The organism is Nocardia cyriacigeorgica, from assembly GCF_010868145.1.
Classification (GTDB): domain Bacteria; phylum Actinomycetota; class Actinomycetes; order Mycobacteriales; family Mycobacteriaceae; genus Nocardia; species Nocardia cyriacigeorgica_D.
In genome coordinates this window covers 36,952-57,073 of sequence record NZ_JAAGUY010000008.1, presented here as the reverse complement: position 1 = coordinate 57,073, position 20,122 = coordinate 36,952, and the positions used below count along the sequence as shown (strand labels likewise).

General features: G+C 65.2%; 1 protein-coding gene (cut by both window edges). It reads left to right on the top strand.

Every position in this 20,122-nt window falls within one protein-coding gene, locus GV792_RS12395, for an MFS transporter (RefSeq protein WP_163824241.1), read on the top strand. The gene is 62,850 nt long; 22,712 of those nucleotides lie to the left of the window and 20,016 to its right, leaving coding positions 22,713–42,834 in view — codons 7,571 (partial) to 14,278 (complete); the first complete codon in view begins at position 2. The start codon and the stop codon both lie outside this window.

The following is a 20,122-nucleotide window of genomic DNA, read 5'->3' as shown; positions in this document are numbered from 1 at the left end:
GGCCGTGCGGGCAGCAATCACCGGCATGTCCAAGGCGTCGGCCGACCTCGGTGCCACGGGGCAGTTCGATCCCCTTCGGGTGGTACGGCGAGGAATGTCGGCAGCTCGGGCCGCGGTAGGAGGCTTGGCCGAAACCCCAGGACAGGCGAATTCCCCGGATTCCACCGTCGCGCTTGCGGTGATGCAAGCCGGCACACTCGTCATCGATTCGGCCGGAGATACCCGGGTGTACTGGCTTCCGGTGGACGGCGGTACACCGGTGCAGCTCAGCGTCGACGACACCATCGTGCCGATGCTGATCGCCGATGGCATGCCCGAGGGCGAGGCTTTGCAGCATTCGTTCGCCGGTCAGACCACCCGGTCGCTGGGGCGTCCCATCCCCGATGACGCGCAATCGCATGCCACGAAGATCCCGGTGCAGGGCCGCGGCTACGTACTCATCGCCACCGACGGCGTCTGGCACGACACCTACCAGCCCGACGACCTCGCCGCGATCGTCCGGCAGGCACATGAACAGTCCCCTGGTGATCACCGCGCTGTCGCCGCCGCGCTCAATGACCACGCGCACACCACCGGCAACCACGACAACATGACCAACCTGCTGATCTGGCACGAACCGGTCGCACCGACACCCGATCAGCCCAACCCCCACCCCGATCCCCGCCAAGGGTTCATGCGGTCCGCGGACCCAGGCCTACCTGCCCGACCTGGACGCGGCACCTCCGGCGGCACCGCAGCGACCCCCGGCCCAGAAGTCAGCTATCAACCCGCCCCTGACGTCAACCCCCTGGCACCACCAGACCGCACCTCCCGTCCTTCAACACCGAGCCGTCGCCTCGGCCCGGACGGCTACCACCCCGACATTTTCAACCGCTTCAACAAGTTCCCCGACCCCACACCAGAGGGCGACCCGGACAACCGATCCGATCAGCCGGCGAGTCGGACGCAACAGCCGGACACGACCGCCAACCAAGCGGGACCGGCTTCGATAATCCAGGAAAGGGCCGGAACGCCTGAACAATTCGACATCCGCGAGTCGCGCACTCGGGAAACCGAACCTCCGATGCCCGCTGCGGGGTACGGCGTCCGCGTGTTCCGAATCCTGGCCGATCCGGGTGAGTCCGGCGACGGCTGGGTGGCTCCGGGCGTGTGGGGCCGTTACGGCGCGGCAGGCGTATTGATCAGGTATGTCGACGACGAGGGCACCGAGTGGTTCCTTCTGGTACAAGAGGGAACCAGCGGCAAGTGGCAGTTTCCCGGCGGCGCAATGGATTCGGCCGAACTCCCCGGAAACGGCGTGGCCCGGGAGATGAGCGAAGAACTGGGCGTCCGCCAGGACTATCTGGATACTCTGGCATACCGGGGCACCCATGTCTTCGATGGACCGGGGACGTGGCGGTATTACAATCTCGCGGCCGACGCTCAGTCTCGAATCGATCCGGTAGTCGACGGAGGGGAAATCCGGGCGGCGCGGTGGGTAACTCGCGACGAGCTCACCCGCATGGCGAGCGACGGTGAGCTGCATTCGGCGCTCGCTCGAGACCTTCCCGATGTCCTGGCGCAGTTCGAGAAGCCCATCGGCGTGGGCAATCGCATTCCCGGGCGGGACCTGATCGGTTCACTGGACTACCAGACGATCAATGCCGCCATCCACCCCGACGAGCGCCGCGACGATGGTATGGCGTTGATCTGGAGGCACCAAGGTTTTCACGGATTGCCGACAATAGCCGGAGCCGACGACGTCGACGCGGTCATCGAGGCGGGCGGTGTCGAACTCTTTCGGGGGCTGAAGGAACCGAGCTACGTCGAAATGTTCCGGTCAGGCAGTTACTTCCCTGGGAAGGGGGTTCACGGCAACGGAACGTATGCGGCGACCACGAGGAACATCGCCGACGGATACGGCGCCGGGGAGGTTGGCGGCGGGTTGGTCCGGATGGCATTGCGGCCCGACGCGAAAACAATCGACGTCGCGACGCTACGCAAACAACAGACGGCCGCGCTCGCGTCGATCGAGAGAAAACTGCGCTGGACGCCGTGGCCCTGGCGCACTGCGGCCCGCCGCGAGGAATTGCAGCACCGCCGGGAGGTGCTGCGGGACCTGGGCCGCTTCGCGGCGGCGCGGGGGTACGACGCCTACGAGATCGGACAATACGGGTATTGGGTGGTGCTGAATCGCACGGCCGTTGTCGTCGAAGGCTTGACCTCGATCGAGGTCGCCGCGGCCGAGGCCGCCGGTGACCGGCCCGGCGGTGAGGTTTCGCTCCGGGACGTGATCAGCAGCGTGAATCCGCGCGGCGCCCTTGACCGTCGCAGTAGTGCGCTACTGGCCGAAATCAAGATCATCGCCTTCGGGGTTTCCGCCGAGACCCTCGAGCAGACCCGATGGGCCGTTCCCGACGGCCCGGTCGATACCCACTTCGCCACGGAGTTCCTCAACTATCCGCATGTGGATGCCCTCGAACGGATCCTGCTCCAGGGCGAGAACCTCGCTCGCGGAATTCTTCGGTACCAGCCACGCGACGGCGGCGATCAGCATCTGCTGAACGTCTTCCACGATCATGGCCGAGTTCGCTATTTCGACACATATGCGGACGAGGAGGTGACCGAATCGATCCGCCCGTACCTGAACACGCTTGGCCAAATCGAGTTTCTGCGAACGGATGAGCACGCTCTTCGACAGCTTCAGACGCGCACCTCACTGGGGCCGGACGCCGATATCGACCCGATCGGCGAGATGAGTTTCCGTCTCGATGCCGATGAGGTGTTGTTGCCTTCGATACTTCCGGACACCGTTGTCGGCGTTGGGTTCTTCGGCACGGAGAGCCGGTCTCGGCCACTGGGACAGGCCGATCCCGACGGAGATCTGTGCGCCTACATCGGATTGCAGACGCTCGGCGTGGCGCCCGATTTTCCCCCGATGGAACGCCCGGTGGGCTCGCCGCTGTGGGATGACGGTGTCGTCGGTGATATCGCTGTCGTTGTCGATGCGGCACGGGACGCGATCTATCGTGCCGCGGTGGTGGCCCGCCATACCGATGTCGCCGCCATCGGTATGGCGGCGACTGTGGCGCAAGAGCCGTGGCAGGTGGAGCGCGCCGCGGAAAGCGCGGTGTACAGAATGCTGGCAAACCTGCCCGATCTGGTCTCCGATCTCCGATTCATCGATATCACAACATATCTGGAGGGTGACACCTTCCGAGCCGATGTAGTCGATGCCGCCAGGGGTGCGCGGTTGTCGGTGACCGGAACCATCGCCGAGCGGAACGGCATCGTCGTCGCACTGGTCGTAGTGGCCGATCCGGCTGAGTTGACCCCGCCTGAACCCGGGGAGCAGACGCCGCGCGACCCGGGCACGGACGTGCCGCTCGCCGGTGCCGTCGAGGTGGGAGCGGCTGAGCGCGCTGGGGCCAGCGGGTATGTGCCTGATCGGTTCGATCCGGTGAAGTTGGACATGGTTCGCGCGGCGCTGGCCGAGGAACTCGCCGACCGGAACCTCACGCTGGAAGAGCTCGTCGAACAGGGTAAGGACCCGGGCAAGGCGCTGTGGCCGGACGCGGCGCGGCAACTGCGGGAGGTGAAAGAGCGGCTCGATGACCTGCTGGACGTGGTGTTGAGCGACGCCGCGCCGACCACGCCCCCAGGGCTGATCGAATCCCTGATCGCCAACCTCGACACCGCCTCCGAATGGCGGTCGGCGCTGATGGAGATGATGCGAGTCGCAGGCGTGGGGCCGCTGATCGGGTTGCCGACGGTCACCCAGATCGACGCCGTTCTCCGACAGCCCGCGGACGCAGCGCTGAGCGCTGCGGTTGACCGCTACCGCCGCGCCGATATGGCCTTGGACGCGACCATGAGTCGACTTGCCGCACGGCCGGATCCGCTGCTGGACCAGGTGCGCGGGGTGAACCCGGGCGGTGGCGAGACGAACTGCGCGGAGGTCGCCGTCGTCACCGACCTCGCGCTGGCGGGCAGGCAAGACTATGTTGCCGCTCCCGCGCCGCCGACGACGCTGAGTTGGCCCGACGGCGAGGCTCCTGCGCGGCAGTCGTATTTCGAGGGCTACTACTCGGGAGAGTTCCGGGTGGTGCGCAGTATGCGCGACATCGATGGCGAATTGCTCGCCGCCGAGCGGGAAGGCAGTACGTCCGCACGCGGTCTCGTCATCTATGGACAACGTGACGCCGACGGCGCGAACCCGTCGAGTCACGTGCTCAACGTCGTCGTCGACGACGGTGCGGTCCGCTATTTCGACGGGCAAACGGGCCGGGACCGCACGTATTTCATGCGCTTGCTGGAGCAGAAGATCGCGGCCGATTCGGGCCGCACCACCTTCTTCGTCGACTTCCTGCGGACCGACGGCCGGTTCACCGGTGCGGCGCCACACCGGCGGCACGCGGAGGACACCGGTGGATCCGCAGCCGACCGCCAGCAGGTGCCGCTCGGCCAGAACAGGGATGCGCTCGACGACCGGATCCGGTTGGGTACCGGCGAACCCGCCCCGGCGGCCGTCGAGAAGGGCAACTCGGCCAGAATCGCGGTCCTTGGTGGCGCGCGGCGGTTCGGCGACCGGCTGTGGGCGGCGGCTGTCCAGCGGCACGAGAACCTGGTGTCGGCGACGAACCCTTTCGCGGGCGTGGGCTGGGCGGTTATCCGAGCCGCGCTAGGAGACCTGAGCCCGGAACGACGGCGGATCGCCGAACTTCGTTACCTCCATGGTCTGTCGTCGCGGGATGCCGCGGCCCAGCTCGGCAAGCCCATGGACTATGTCGAGCTTGTCGAGCAAGACACCGTACGCGGGCTGGTCCATTCGCTGGCGGCGGCCCTCGGCGTGCCCCAGCCGGCGCTCACCGAGGAATCCGACGCGTTCGACGAGGTCATCTCGGAGGACCGGCCCACCGCGGACGGTGGTCCTGCGTTCCGGCCCGGCGTGGATCAACTGCCGCCGAAGCAAACCCCCGAGTACCTCGCACTGCGAGCGGCGATCGAGGCGCGGCTGCCGGAGAAAGTCCTTCCGTTCCTTGGCGGTGACCTGGCACGGTTGCTCGAGGTCCTCGCGGAGCTACCATCGGACCGGGCCGAGTATCTCGAGCTGCGAGTGTTGCGCGGCTGGAGTCATGCTGATACCCAACGCGCGCTGGGGCTGTCGAATCAGACGCAGATGAAGACCCTGCGCAGGCTTGCGGCCAAGGACGTGGTCACAGCGTTGCGGGTGTCGTGGGTCGCGAGTCTGGTTCCCCCCGACGGCTATGCGCGCACCATCGTCGAATTCCGACTCGGAATCGACGAGCTCCCACCGGTCGGCTCGCCGGAATACCTCGAGCTGCTGTTCACCATCGAGACGCGGCTGCCGGAACCGGTCAGGACGGCGATGGCGGGTGACCTGGGGCGCCTGCTCGACGCCATCGGCACCCTGTCGGGCAAACACCAACGCTGGGCGCAGGCGCGGTACCTGTTGGGCCAGGATATGGCGCAGGCCATGTCCGAGATCGACGTCAGTTCCAAGGCCACCGCCAAGGTGATCCGCGCCGACGTTCAGGACTATCTCGTTGTCGCGCTCAGCGAGCCCGATCCCGCACCCGCCCTGTCGGAATGGGTGAATTCGCTCCCCCCGGCCGGATCCCGCGAGTACGCGCGACTGGCAGCAGAGGTGCACTCACGACTGCCGCAGGACATCGCGGATCTGATCAACGGCGATCTGACGCGTCTTGCTGGGGTGGTCGGAAACCTGTCACCGCAACGGCAGTCGTACAGCGTCCTGGTGCTGCTTTACGGCGAACCGCATGAATCCGCGTGGCGCCGACTGTCCACCACCCGCCGTGTTGTCCACCAGGTGCGCTCCAAGACATTCGCCATGCTCCGCGCGGGCTTGCGCGAGGAACAACCCGCGAGTCGGACGATACCGCCGGCGGGTCGTACGGAACCACAGTCTCCCCGTGGCGGCGGAAGCGGTGGTCAGCGTCGCGGATCCAAGGATTTCGGGTCGGAGCTCACCTTCGTGAACCAGACGCCGTGGCTGGGTTACCACCACAACCCGCACGACGGCGCCGAATGGGCATCCTCGGACAATCCGCCCCCGGACAGCCCCCGGACGTTCGCGGATCTCGAGGACTGGGTCGCGGCAATGGATCCGGAAACTGCCCGGCAGCTCATGACGGATCTGCGTGCAGCGGCCGAGCAGCATGCAGCTGGGTTCCGCCGAGGCGAGCCACCGCAGGTCGACGAGGTCATCGAATCGGCGCGACAGTTGAACGCGTTGCTGCGCAAGCGCACTGCCGATCTGATGGCGAAGGCACCCGAGGCCCTCGGCGAGTTCCCCGGCGCCGCCGTCGCCGAAGAGCTCGCGCGTCAGGTGGTCGACCTCATCCCCGAGGTGGAAGAGCTCGCCGAGACGGCCAACGCCGTGTATCACGTGGTGGGGATGGCGGCGCCAGAAGTGTCGGGTCGTCCGCTGCCGGAATGGGCCGAAAACAATCCCCATGCCGTCCTGAGCGCGCTGCACCACTTTCCCCAGCATCTGCAGTGGATGGCTTTCGAGTTCCGCCGTGGCGGGAACTTGGCCACGATGCCGGCTGGGGTGCTGGCGGCGCTTCCGGCGAGCACATCCGAGAAGTTCTGGGATGCATTGGACTTCGGCCTCCAGAAGGCCGGCGACCTGGAGAAACATCTCCTCGCGGGTGACATCACCACGAATTGGGGCGCGGAGGTCGACAGGTATCTGGTGAGTAGGCTCGGGACCGATTTCGAGCCCGGCTTGGTCGCGGCCCACCGATCGGTGGGCAAGGGTATGGCGGTGTTCGCCAGGGCGCGCGACTACCGAGACCCGGAGTTCGCCGCGGTCGCCGCGCCGTACGTGCGGGATCTGCTCACCCTCGCGCGTTACCATCTGACCCGCACCCGTCATTCGGCGGCGGCGGTCGGCTCGCTGGATGAACTCGACTACGCCTTGGACGTCATCGCCCGGCGCATTCCGGAGTCCGATGCGGCGCGGGATGCTGCCCAGACGGTCAGCCGGCTTCACTCCGCACTGTCCAACGCGCAGGAGTCTCTCGCGGAGTACATCGTTTCGATGCACACCCGCGAGGAAAGCCTTCGTATCCTGTTCCTCGATACGGATTTCGCGGACACGTTCGACGGAACCCTGCGCGACCTCGCCGACCTGGCCGAACTCCATCGAGGGCCCGAGCTGCCCGATCAAGGGCGATCACCTCGATCCGATGATGATGGTTCGTCAGGATCGAGTAGTCCGCCCTCGCGGGTACCCGCCGTCGTCTCGGTGGATCGTGATGGGCTCACGGAGTTGTTCACCGCATACGGCAACGACAACTCCAGCGAGCTCACCTGGACCGGCGCGGACAGCACCTTCTCAGTCGAATTGCCCGACGGCCGCACCCTGTGGATCTTCTCCGATACCTTCCTCGGCACCGTGAATCCCGACGGTTCCCGAGCGAACGTGCGTCAGCATGGTGGCCAGACGCCGTTCGTCCGCAACAGTCTGGTGATCCAGGACGGAGAACGGTTCACGACCAAATTCGGCGGCACCGCGGACACGCCGTTGGCGGTGCTGGAGCCACCCACCGACGATGGCCCTGCCGTCTACTGGGCCGGTGATGCCGTGGTGGCCGGTGAATTCGTCGAGATCGCCTATCGACGCTACCGGCCGAGCGAGCTTCGTGGCGACAAGAGATCCGACGGGCTGGTCATCGCACGGTTCGACGCGGCGGACCCGGCCCTGCCCGTCGATGTCACCGTGCGGGAATCGTCATGGGGCGTGTCATGGGCGTCGGCCCTCTGCCGTGCCGACGGCTACACCTACATTTACGGAGCACACGACCATGGCGGTGGCCATCGGTCGCTGCGTATCGCCCGTGTCACGGGTGACAGTCTGAGGGGCGATTGGGAGTACTACACGGGCGACAACGTGTGGAGCGCCGACGAGCGTGCCGCAGTGGATCTGATGACCGGAATGGCCAACGAGTTCAGCGTTGTCCGCTACGGTGACCGGTACTTGCTCGTCACCAATGACGCGACCCAGATCTACAGTGCCGATATCGTCGCGTACGCCGCGCCGACGCCGTTCGGGCCGTTCGTGGACAAGACGGTGCTCTACACCACGCCCGAGACCGGCCTATACGGAACATATGGCGACGCAGGCGTTTACACCTACAACGCCCTCGCACACCCGCAGCTGGATCGTGGCCCCGGCGGACTTGTCGTTTCCTACAACGTCAACTGGGCGGTACCCGCCGACTGGCCCGCGGGGCGTCGCCCCGAGCTTGTCCTCGACGACGTCAGCCTCTACCGCCCCCGCTTCCTGACCGTCCGCTTCGACACCGGCGCGGACGCCAACGCACCAGCACGCCCCTCGACGAGAACCGGCGCAGCCGCAGGGAACGCCGACTTCATGCGGCAGCTCGAGCGCGAAGCACGGGTGGAAGCCACCACGGCGAGCGATGCGGTCGAACCCGCACCACCGGGCACGGTCCCCTTCGAGCATCACCACCCGGAACAGCCGACGAGTTCGACTGAAGAGCACGCGAGTTCGGTGGTGGTCGACCGGCACCTGGGGTCGTTGGGGATGACGGACCCCGCGCTGGCGGGTTTGGCGGGACTGGTCACCGCCATCGAACCCGCTGCCGGGGCCGGTTCACTCACTTTGCGCGCGGTGGAAGCAACGGAGGCGAATCACAACCGTATCGCGGACGAGATCAGTGCGGGCGCGGACGCCGATTACGCCCGGATCGTGCGGATCGACACGACCGATGGCCCCGTGGAATTGGCCGTGCGATATCGCGTTCACAATGGCACCGTCGCCGTCTACCTCATCTACGATTCATTTCCCCTGATGAGCGCGGAGTTCGTTCGTGTGCGGAACATGATCGACGCCGCGATGATGGCGCGGTTCTCCGGCGAGACCATCACCGTCTACGAGTCCTACGATCAACGCGACCCGGGCCGCTGGCGGAAACGGCAGATCGGTCCGGACAAAACCGAGCTGGAACCCGCGGCTGATCCCGCTACCGACGATCCCACCCCACCCGCGAGTCGGGCCGAGCAGCAGCCCGCGAGTGGTTCGGATTCCGCCGCAGAACCGGCCCCGGCACCTGCCGATACCGAGCTGCCGAAACCCCGCACCGCAGCCCTGATCGGGACCATGGGCGTGCCCGATCCCGATGAGCGGATCGACGGCAGTGGCAGCCCCTGGAACAGAGGGCCCGAGCCCACCCGCGGACAACGCCGCGTAGAACGCTTGGCAGAGTGGAACATGGACGGTGGTGGCACCGCCCGTTTCTCCGGGGCGTCGCACGATCCGCCGACTGGACCTGCGCAGAACGAGAACCCCGGCCGATCCGAACAGACGCCGCAAGCTCCCGACGCACGCGATTCACGGACGCAACACCCGGCGAATGGTGACATCTCGCCATCGAGTAGTCCGCCCTCGCGGGTACCCGCCATCGTCTCGGTGGATCGTGATGAGCTCACGGAGTTGTTCACCGCATACGGCAACGACAACTCCAGTAAGCTCACCTGGACCGGCGCGGACAGCACGTACTCGGTGCAACTGCCCGACGGCCGCACCCTGTGGATCTTCTCCGATACCTTCCTCGGCACCGTGAACCCCGACGGATCCCGAGCGAACGTGCGTCAACATGGTGGCCAAACGCCGTTCGTCCGCAACAGTCTGGTGATCCAGGACGGAGAACGGTTCACCACCGTCCACGGCGGCACCGCGGACACGCCGCTGGCGGTGCTCGAGCCACCCACCGACGACGGCCCCACCGTCTACTGGGCCGGTGATGCCGTCGTAGCCGGTGAATTCGTCGAGATCGCCTATCGACGCTACCGGCCGGGCAAGCTTCGTGGCGACAAGAAATCCGACGGGCTGGTCATCGCACGGTTCGACGCGGCGGACCCGGCCCAGCCCATCGACGTCACCGTGCGCGAAACGGCATGGGGCGTGTCATGGGGGTCGGCCCTCTGCCGTACCGACGGGTACACCTACGTTTACGGCGCGCACGACCATGGCGGTGGCCAGCGGTCCCTGCGCATTGCCCGGGTCGCGGGTGAGAGCCTGAGGGGGAATTGGGAGTACTACACCGGCGACAACGAGTGGAGCGCCGACGAGCGTGCCGCCGTCGATCTGATGACCGGAATGGCCAACGAGTTCAGCGTTGTCCACCACGCTGACCGGTACCTTCTCGTCACCAATGACGCGACCCAAATCTATAGTGCCGATATCGTCGCGTACGCCGCGCCAACGCCGTTCGGGCCGTTCGTAGACAAGACGGTGCTCTACACAACACCCGAGACTGGAATACACGGAACATATAACGACGCAGGCATTTACACCTACAACGCGCTCGCACATCCACATCTGGATCGTGGCCAGGGTGGGCTTGTTGTGTCGTACAACGTCAACTGGGCGGTGCCCGAAACCTGGAACGCGAAGAATCCCCGCACGATTGTTCTCAACGACGTCAGCGTCTACCGCCCCCGCTTCCTGACCGTCCGCTTCGACACAAGCCCCGCCACCGACGCACCACACGACCAGACCCAGGACACCGACGCACGCCAGAAACTGGCCGACATAACTCTCGACGGCAATGAGCCGGAAGCACCGCACCCCTTCCAACCCGACCAACCTGAACCACGCAAGGGCAAGGTCAAAGGCCGACCGCCCGCCGATATACCAGACGACTCGACCGCCACACTGCCCCAACGGGAATCCCATACAATTCCCCAGCTCAGCGATGCCGACGCACAAAGGTTCAACGAACTCAGGCCGTCGAGCGATGAGCTGGAAAAAAAGATGGAAGGACAGTTCGGCCATACAGCGCGAATTGCCAGATACACCACCCCCAATGGCCGTCAAATATGGTACAGCGCACAGCAGCACACCAAGCTACCGACAAATGAACAGTTCCCAGCCATACGCCGCGCAGCCGAAGTATTCATAGCAGAAACTTCCGGACGCAAGCGCATCGTCCTCCACGAGGGCGGCGAAATCTCCAACGACGCGGTACGCGGGATAGATTTCGACGAAGCTATTCGCAGCGGCGACTGGTGGCACACCAGGTTCCTTGGTCAACACCACGGCATACAAAGCAAATCAGCCGACATCCAGTCGGTAAGTTTTGCTATTGCCGCGCAGGATGCCGATCAGGAAGAGCTGCACCACGTTCGTAATCTCCTGGCCGTAGTGCGGCATATTCAAGATAAAAAGACGCAAGTGGACAGGGATCGACCAGAAGATGATGCGCTGGCGGAACTCCGCGACGACGAGGAAACACTCTCGCACATCAGATCCGCGCTGGCGCGGCGGGAAGCAGCGCTGCGCGAAACCAGCATGTGGCCGAAGGCGAACGGCCCACAACAGCTGACGTACGACAACCTGTTGCGCTGGTACCAAAAACATCTCGGTGAACCCTTCGATATAACAAGAAAAGCCGTGCATGTCTACAATCCCAACCTGACCGGTAATCCAATAAGAGAAACTGCGCGTTTCGAAGTCAATACACGCGAACTGGTCATCATGGGCGAGATCGAGCGGTGGAATGCGCAGGGCGTAGACGTATTCATCGGATATGGCCTCAGCCACTACACCGTCCAGAAACCATTCCTGGACCAGAAATACGGCGAACCCGTCATCTACCGCCACGGACAAATGAGCGGCGACCTGCTCATGGGTGAGAAGCTGACCCTCTCCGACATCCGCCGTGGCATCACCACCGTCGAACAACGAATCACCGAAACCGACGACCCACAGGTCGCCGAACTCTGGACCGAGGAACTGCACGCACTCGAAACCGAATTGGCATGGCGGACAGCCGAGCCAACGAACAAGGAACACGACTCGGGTGCCTATCGCCGGCTCCATGAGCGGCTGACCACAGACGGCCGAGCGGAATCGGCACCGCCACCGCCTGCGCCCGAACGCACGGGCAGCGGGCAGCGCAGGCCCGCCGATCCCGGCAACCTGCGACCAGGCGGCGGCCCCCCGCTCAGGTTCGACCCACCCAACGTCGTCGACGACAACCCCCAGCTCGATCAACCTCTCGCCCGGGCACCGCACCCCCGTAAACAGCAGCCAGGCCTCACCTTCGGCTTTGCCGCCGATACCACCCCGGACGCACATGCGTTCGGATACGGCCACCCTGCGGCGGCGGGCCCAGCCGCGCTCCGTGCGGACATCGGGGACCAGCTACCTGATGGCGATGCCCCCACCCCTGTGTGGATCGACTACGGCAATGGGTATGTGCCTACCCGGACTTCGGTCCCAGCATTCGAGATCGACACCTTCTCGATCGGGGCGTCGTCGGTAACCGTGCTGACGATCTTCGCCTACGTCACTCCCGGCGCGCTCGCACACGGTGATCCCTCCGCGCTGGTGGACCGCATCCAGCAGAATATTGATGAATCCATCAACACCTCTCCGGTGCTGCCGTACGGCGACACCCTGCTCGTTGATGTCCTCCTCACCGACGACCCGGAGTCGGCACATGTGCATGTCGTCGAGGGAGTGATGTTTGCCGGACCGGGTACGTGGTCAGCAGCCGGTGATTGGGCGACCAACGTCATCGAACTTCGTATTCAGCTGGGGCTGCCTTCGAGTAATTCGGGCGAGCCCGATCCTTTCGCGTTGAGTTACACCGACCTGGCCACGATCGGCGATGCCATCACCGCCGCGAACACCTCCTCGCAATTCGGCATGCTGGGCCGGAGTCGCCGGATCGGTCCCTACTACCTCGGTCGACTCGAAACCATCGACCATCAGCGGGCGGTGCAGAATGCGTTGCGGGATGGCGATCGGTATCTGGTCGGCGCCGATCCCCGCACCAACCCCTATGGCCGGCTGATCAACGACGGTGGCACCGGTGTGTTCGGCCGGGCCACCAACTGTGTGGACTGCGTCGCGGCCGGGTTGGCTTCCTTCTTCGGCGATCCGCAGGTCGCGTTGCCGCGGTGGCTGCTCTGGGACGATAATGGCATCCTGCAGCTGACGGGCGAGCGCGATGGTGTCCAGCGCCTCGCCGACTGGCTGCGGCTGGATTGGCATGAGTCGACCGGAGCCACGCGCCCAGGGGGCGAGTTCGACGTCATCGACGACGAGGTGTCCGCAATGGGGCCCGGCTCCGCGGCAGTCGTCCGGCTGATGTGGCACGCGACTTATCCGGACACTGATGAAAAACGCTACACCCCAGATCATCAGCCGGTAATCGATGGTGCCCACGTCATGCTGGTCGTGTATCCGCCGGGTGCGGCCGGCCCGGTCTGGTGGGATCCACAAAGCAACGAAACGTGGGACTGGCCTCCCTATTCGCAACTGAATTACACGGCGAGAGTGCGCTATATGAGCGTCCCCGCCGACCACGTAATCACCTCTGAACCAGCGAATCTGTCGCCTCAGCCGGCCTACGAACCGGCTGGTACTCGTGCTACCCAGGCGAGCGGGCCAGCATCTCAGCGGAGCAACGATGTAGCCGGCCAGGCCACCCCCGGCCACCGGCTCATCGCAGGTGGCCCGACGGCCCGGTTCACAGTCGAGAACCCGGAGCCGACCGGGGACGGCGGACAGCCCACGAGCCCAGTTGTGTCCTTCCACGACCGGGCGAGTTCTGAAGACAACCCGTTCGCTCGCGAACGTCACACCCTTGTCGGCAGGCCCGGCCACGTGGTCGGCCCCGATGGAAACAATCCGTTCGTCTTCAACCGCTTCAACGACGACTTCCCTGATCCACAACCACACGGCGATCCCGAGAAGCACGTTGACAGACCCGCTGCCGAACCGATCGGACCCGCATCTCACTCGGCATCAGCGGCTGCCGGGCAGCCCAACGATGGTTCCGAGACAACACCGGGCGCCACCACACCGAATTCACTCACCCCTCACGAGGCAGCCGTACCCCCGGCCGCCCCATCCGAGCCGGCCACCGCAACGACTGGCTCCCCCATCGCGCCGGCCAGCGGCGAGAAGATCACCTCGCTGTCGAAGTTGATTCGCACCGACCGCAACTTCGGTATTCGACTCGGCTCCACGGGCCTCGACTCCATCGGCGCCGAGATCATGAACGGGGCCATGGCCCTGTGGTGGATGCAGGAGGCAGGACCCGCCGTAGCTGGCGCCGTTGGGTTGGTGGTGAACGGGTCCAGCATGATCCTCTCACCGCTCGGCGGATATATGGCCGACCATATCCAGCCCAATAAGGTGATGAAATACACCGGCGTAGTGCAGGCGGGCACAGCGGCCATCGCGCTCACCGCGCTCGCGACGGGAACGCCTTACACCGTCCCCATTCTCATCGCAACCACAATCGTAGGAGCGGGTGCCGCCACCCTGTTCACAAGCAGTGCCGACAAAGTGAACAACTTCATGGCCGGCGATGCGCAAAGCGGGCTCACTCGGTTCAACACGCTCAACCAGAACGTCCCCCGGTTGTTCGGGCGAGGGGCGGCCGCAGGGATCGTTGCTGCCGGGATGTGGATGGCGCCGGCCATCGAGCTCGGGGCCAAACTCGTCAACGTGGCAACGTCGTCGAAAATACCGGACCTCCCGACCGAGCCGAAGAAGGGCAAGTTCGGGGAACGGATGCGCGGTTCGGTCGTCGAGGGCGGGCGTGCGATCTACGGCAACGACCTGCTGCGACACATCAACAACGCCCACGCGATCACCAACGTCTACACGGGCATGCAGTTCACGGTGATCACGTCGCTACTCGCCAATTCGGGCATGTCGGTGGCAGAAATCACCGGAGCGTTGTTGGTCATCCCCGCAGGTGGGATCTTGGGGATCTTCGTCCCCACCAAATGGCTGAACAACGTCCGCATAAAGTCAACGATCGCCATCAGGGCGGCTGGTATAGCCGCGACCGGTATCGCGGAGGCGTTTGCCACCGATCCCGTGCTCGCGACGACGATCTATGCCGGCGGCTGGATCGCCATCAGTTCGACCGGAATTCCCATCGCCACCTATGCCCGCACGAGGACCCCTGACGATGTGCTGGGACAAGTACAGTCCCTGCGCCGCATGACGGGGCAGGCCGGGGTGGCTCTCGGTGTCGGAGCCGGTGGGGGTGCGCTCGCGCTTTTGGGGCAGGCGCCAACGGGCACAGCTCTCGCCGCAGGCTTCGGCGCCGTCGGGGCTTGGACAGTCCTGCAACGCCTCTTCGGCCGCCACAAAGCCCGCACCGTCCTCGACTGCATCAACCAAACCACCCAAGCAACATGGGCATTCGGCCTCGAGAACGGCACCAAACTCAAACGAGGACACAACAAACCGAAACACCTCGCAAGATTCATCGCCACCCAACTCGTCGAACTCCCCCACAACGGCGACCCCAAAGCCGCCATCACCGCCTACCTCGACACCATCGCTGACAAGAACAGCCCCGTCGACACCACCGTATTCCTCTTCGACTACGGCAAAAAGAAGAAAATGCACACCGCCGTCGCCACCAACATCGGCAACGGAAACCTCCTCATCGCCGACACCAACATCAAACGCCCCCAAGGCGTCCTCGAAGAAGACCACGACGACCCCGACCGCATCCCCCGCGTCCGCATCCGCACCCCCGAACACACCCACACCCGCACCCGCACCCGCTCCCGCGCCGGCACACCCATCCGCACCCACACCAGCACCCGCATCCGTAGGCACGAAGAATACGAACTGCCCTACCCCGACGACATCGAAAAGATCTACATCGCCGAACTCACAACCAACGAACACGACAACCTCACCAACCTCCACCCCTACGACCCCAACCAACCCCCACCACGCAACGTCACAGTCAAAGGCCCACCCGACAACAACAATGAGGGTGAACCGTCGCGCGGTGATCACCCGCAGGAGCGGGATGCCCCTGCCAAAGGTGACCATCCCGACGTCCGCGACAACCCGTCACAGTCGGCCCCACATCCAGGTACCCCCACAGCACCGACCGCGCCTCATCTCCCGCTCGCCGAGCTCCGCAGACGCTATCTGGATCCTGTTCGACGCATTGTGGGAACCATGGTGCGGGGCGAGGACAGGACAATCGTCGATTCGATCACCGAGGACGTTTTCGCATACTCGAGCCGAAATGCGCACAAGATTCCGGTGCAGAATCCCGGGCCTTGGTTCGATACGGTCGCAGCCGCCCACACCAAGCGCCATCTCCGTTTTCTCCAGGTTCGAGGGCGGATCGCCGCCGACTACGAGCAGCTCGACGATGTTCGCCCATCCGACCCTCGTCCCCGGGGCATCGAACAAGCGACAATCGAGGAGCTGTGGACTGCCCTGGGCCAACTGAATTCTGCCCAAGGTCGGGCTATGGAGTTGCACTACTTCGAAAACATTTCGCCCGAGCAGATCTCCACTCGGCTGCGTATCTCGGTCGACGAAGTCGAATCGGATCTAGCAGCGGGATTGCACGTAGTCGCCCGGCACCTGACGCCTGAACCGATGGTGGACAGTGCGTCACTCGAAGAGCCGACAGACAACACAGCGGTCCTTCCGGCCCCGCCCGCTCCTGCCGAAGTACGGACCGCTGCTGCCGAAGCCGACCGGGAAGCCGCCATCGATGCGCTGGCTGCCGAGGTCGGTGCCGACCGTGTCCTCGTCGAGATGGTCTTGAACGGTCGTCCCGCGGTTTCCGACCAAGCCGCGGCGGCGACGCGCGAGGCAGCGACTCGGCTCGGATACTGGGTCACCAAGGCGGACGTCGGTCGCGCGGCGAATGTCAGCGAATCGACGGTGGAGATCGTGCTCGGCAACGCGCGCGGCCGGGTGGATCCACAAGTCAAGAATCGGATTCGCACGGTGGCGGCCGAGATCGGATACAACGGGCGAATCACCCGATCGGCCGTCGCGCGAGCAGCGGGGGTGACCGTGTCGGTGGTCGAGAAGGTATTGCGGGACGGGCCTGTCCTGACCTCGGGGACGGCGAGCGCCATTCGCGAAGCGGCATACCGGCGCGGGTTGCTCCAGCCGCCCTCGGAACGAATCCTGCCGCGCGCAGGCAAGATCGCCGACGCCACGGCGGCCACGGTCGCTGAGCGGGCAGGTGTGTCCATTCAGAAGGTCTATCGCGTGCTCCGCGGCGAAGGCAGTCGCGATCCGGAAATCGCGGCGCACGTGCTGGAAAAGGCTGATGAGGTCGGTTTCCGGCCACAGCGGCCCGGCACCGGATTGTTGCGGGTGGTGACCAGGTCAGGGTTGCTGGGCGTCCTGGATGATCTCCCCCCGGACCTCGCCGCGTACGCCCGGCTGCGGTACCTCGAGACCGACGATCGAGAAGATGGAACGACGGCTCTCGATCCCCACACGGATACCGAGCTCCTCGATAGATCCGTTCTCGCACACCTGGGCGCCTACTATTCAGCCGCATTCGCAGCCGACACCGTGGTGCAGAGATTCGCCACGGCGGTCGGCACCGAGGTCCCTGTGACGGGGACGGTCCGGGCGGCGACTATCGCCGACGTTGCCTGGGTGGCCGGAGTGACGATCGAGCTGGCATCACACGTGCTGGCGGGCGGCGACGCATCCGACGGAGTCGCTGCCCGGGTCCGGGAAGCGGCTGTGCGGCTCGGTCTACAGTCTGACGAATCCGCCCCGGGTTCACCCGAGAACCCCGCCACCGGGCTGGTGTTCGAACAGGCACCCGATCCTGCGGTGCACTCCCCTGGGATCGACCTGATGCAGAACGCTGCTGCGCGCCCGAAGGCCGCGGCCGACTGGTCCCGGGGCATGCTGGCCGACATAGCCGAAGCCGTCGGACTCGACATCGCCACAGTTCACTGGGTTCTGCTCGGGGGGTCCGTACCTGACCCGCACCTCGCGAGCAAGGTTGTCGATGCCACCATTCGGGCCGGATACCCGAATCCAGCAGAGACGGTCGATCCGCAGAACGACCAGGCGCGGCACACGGTAACGGTGCAGGACGTGGCACACCACTCCGGCGTCTCCGAGCGTCAGGTCTGGCGGGTGCTGGGCGGCGAAGCCGAACAACCTTCGATCGCTCGCCAAGTGTGGGATGCGATACGAGTACAACTTCCTTCGGAACCAACTGGCGAATCCGGCACCAGGGACGCAGTACCGGTGCGACGAGCAGAGCTCGAACGGGCTATCCGACGACTACCAGAACTACTCGCGAACCTTGCCGAACTGCGATATCTGCGCGGATATTCACCCGCTCAGGCGATTGCCGAACTAGGCCTCCGGCCGGAGGTCTCGGCACACTTGGGTGTGCTTGTTCGCCGTCAGCTCGCCGAACAGCTCCGCAACACGGCCGGTGACGGCGGAGCAGGCCGCGGTCGACTCCGACGGGTACGTGTCGGGGACGTGGCACGAACCGTGGGTGTCGCCAATGTCGTCGTACGGCGAGTGCTGGCCGGCACGACGAAAGTGGACCCGGTAATCGCCCGGCAGGTATGGGATACGGTGGCGCACATCGGATTCCGCCATCTGCGCCGCGCGTCGCAGCCCGTAGGGGACGGGCCCGATGCCCTCACCGGTCTCGTGTGGGTCGAGTCGCGCCATCGACGCGAAATCGACACACCAGGACAGTCGAGGCCCACCGGTGTGCCTCGCGAACCCGCTCCGCGACGGCAGCGGGGGATGTCGTTCGGCCAGACCGGCGGCGGCAATCAGCCGGCCCCGGGGCCCATCGTTTCCTTCCAGCCGGATGTCAATCCCGTCGCACCTGGACGTCCCACCAGGAGACGCCGCCTCCAGATCACCGGCGGGCTCGGACTGGACCCGTCCGTGCTGAATCACAACCATCCATGCGGGCAAGAATGGGGCAGCCCTGACTTGGACCACCCCACTCCCCGGTCAACGCCAGGATCCCAGACATCCGGTCAGTCTCCACTGGTCGAGCAACCAGCCAATTCTGATCCGGCGCCGAGCGACCCGAATCCAGGATCAGCTCGAACCCCAGGTGATCCTGCCGATCAGAACGTGCACTCCGGGGCCCCGCACCCCGCACCCGCACCAGGCCCGCTCGACACCCAGGACGCGGCGGGCAAGGCCATGGTGCACGTTCTGGAAGTCGGACTGCACGACAGCGCCGAGCACGTCGGGCAGAAGGTAGCCGATCTCCTCGATCTGTTGTTCGGGGAGGGCTCCTGGGTGGACAACCGCAGCGAGACGTTGCAGCTGCTGATCGATGAACTGGTCAGCAATATCGTGAATCACCGGGAGGCCGAGGGCGCCCTGGTGGTGACCTGGCTGTGGAAGCCGGGCAACGTCGAGGCAGTCGGTATCGAGGGCAGGGTGAGCGGCGCCGGCGGCGCACAGCTGAACCTTGCCCCGATGTACGCCGACAACTACGGAGTCGACTACGAAGCAGACGGATACACCGCGTGGGTGGTGTTGGGCAATGGGTCCCGAGGGTCGGCGGATCTGGTGGCTGTCCTTTCGGACCGTGACGCTCACGCTTCTGGTCGAAGCTCGGAACTGATGGTCGAGCCGATTCCCGAATGGACACATACCGAGTACGCGAACGCGGCGGATGCCGCCGTCGAGCGGATGGTGACGGCACTCGGCCTGCGTTCTGACGACTTCGCTGTGATCGTGGAGGATGCCGGCCCGAATCAGATCGTCTTCCGAGCCATTTCGGCACACGGGGACCCGCTGCCCTTCCCCGTCACCACCGACGATGCGTCGGACCCATGGCTCGAGGATCCTGAAGAGGCGCAGCCGCCCAGCGCGACTGTGCGGTTGCCCTCCGATCATCCACGAATGGCCGAGAGTGTCCGGTCGGCGATCGACGATGCGGCGCCGAACTGGCCGGAATCGACCCGCTCCATGGTGATGCGGACAGTCCACGATGTGCTGGACCATGCTGGGCCGGACACCAGGGTTTGGGTTAAGGCCGAGTCGCGGGGGGCGGTGGGTCTGCGGGTGACAATCGCCCATCAAAGCCGTCGCGACATACCACCTGAACTCATCCAGGCATTGGAACTCGGTGCCACCGGATGGGCGACCGACGTCACACCCGGCTTCCGGCGTATGGTCCTCGATTTCCGTCGAATCGACGATGAGGTGATCGTTGCTGCCCGCGATGCCGCGGAGAGCAACGATGACCCGATCGTCGATTCCCGAGTCATGGCCATCGTCCCGCAGGGACGGCCGCCCACCAAAGCA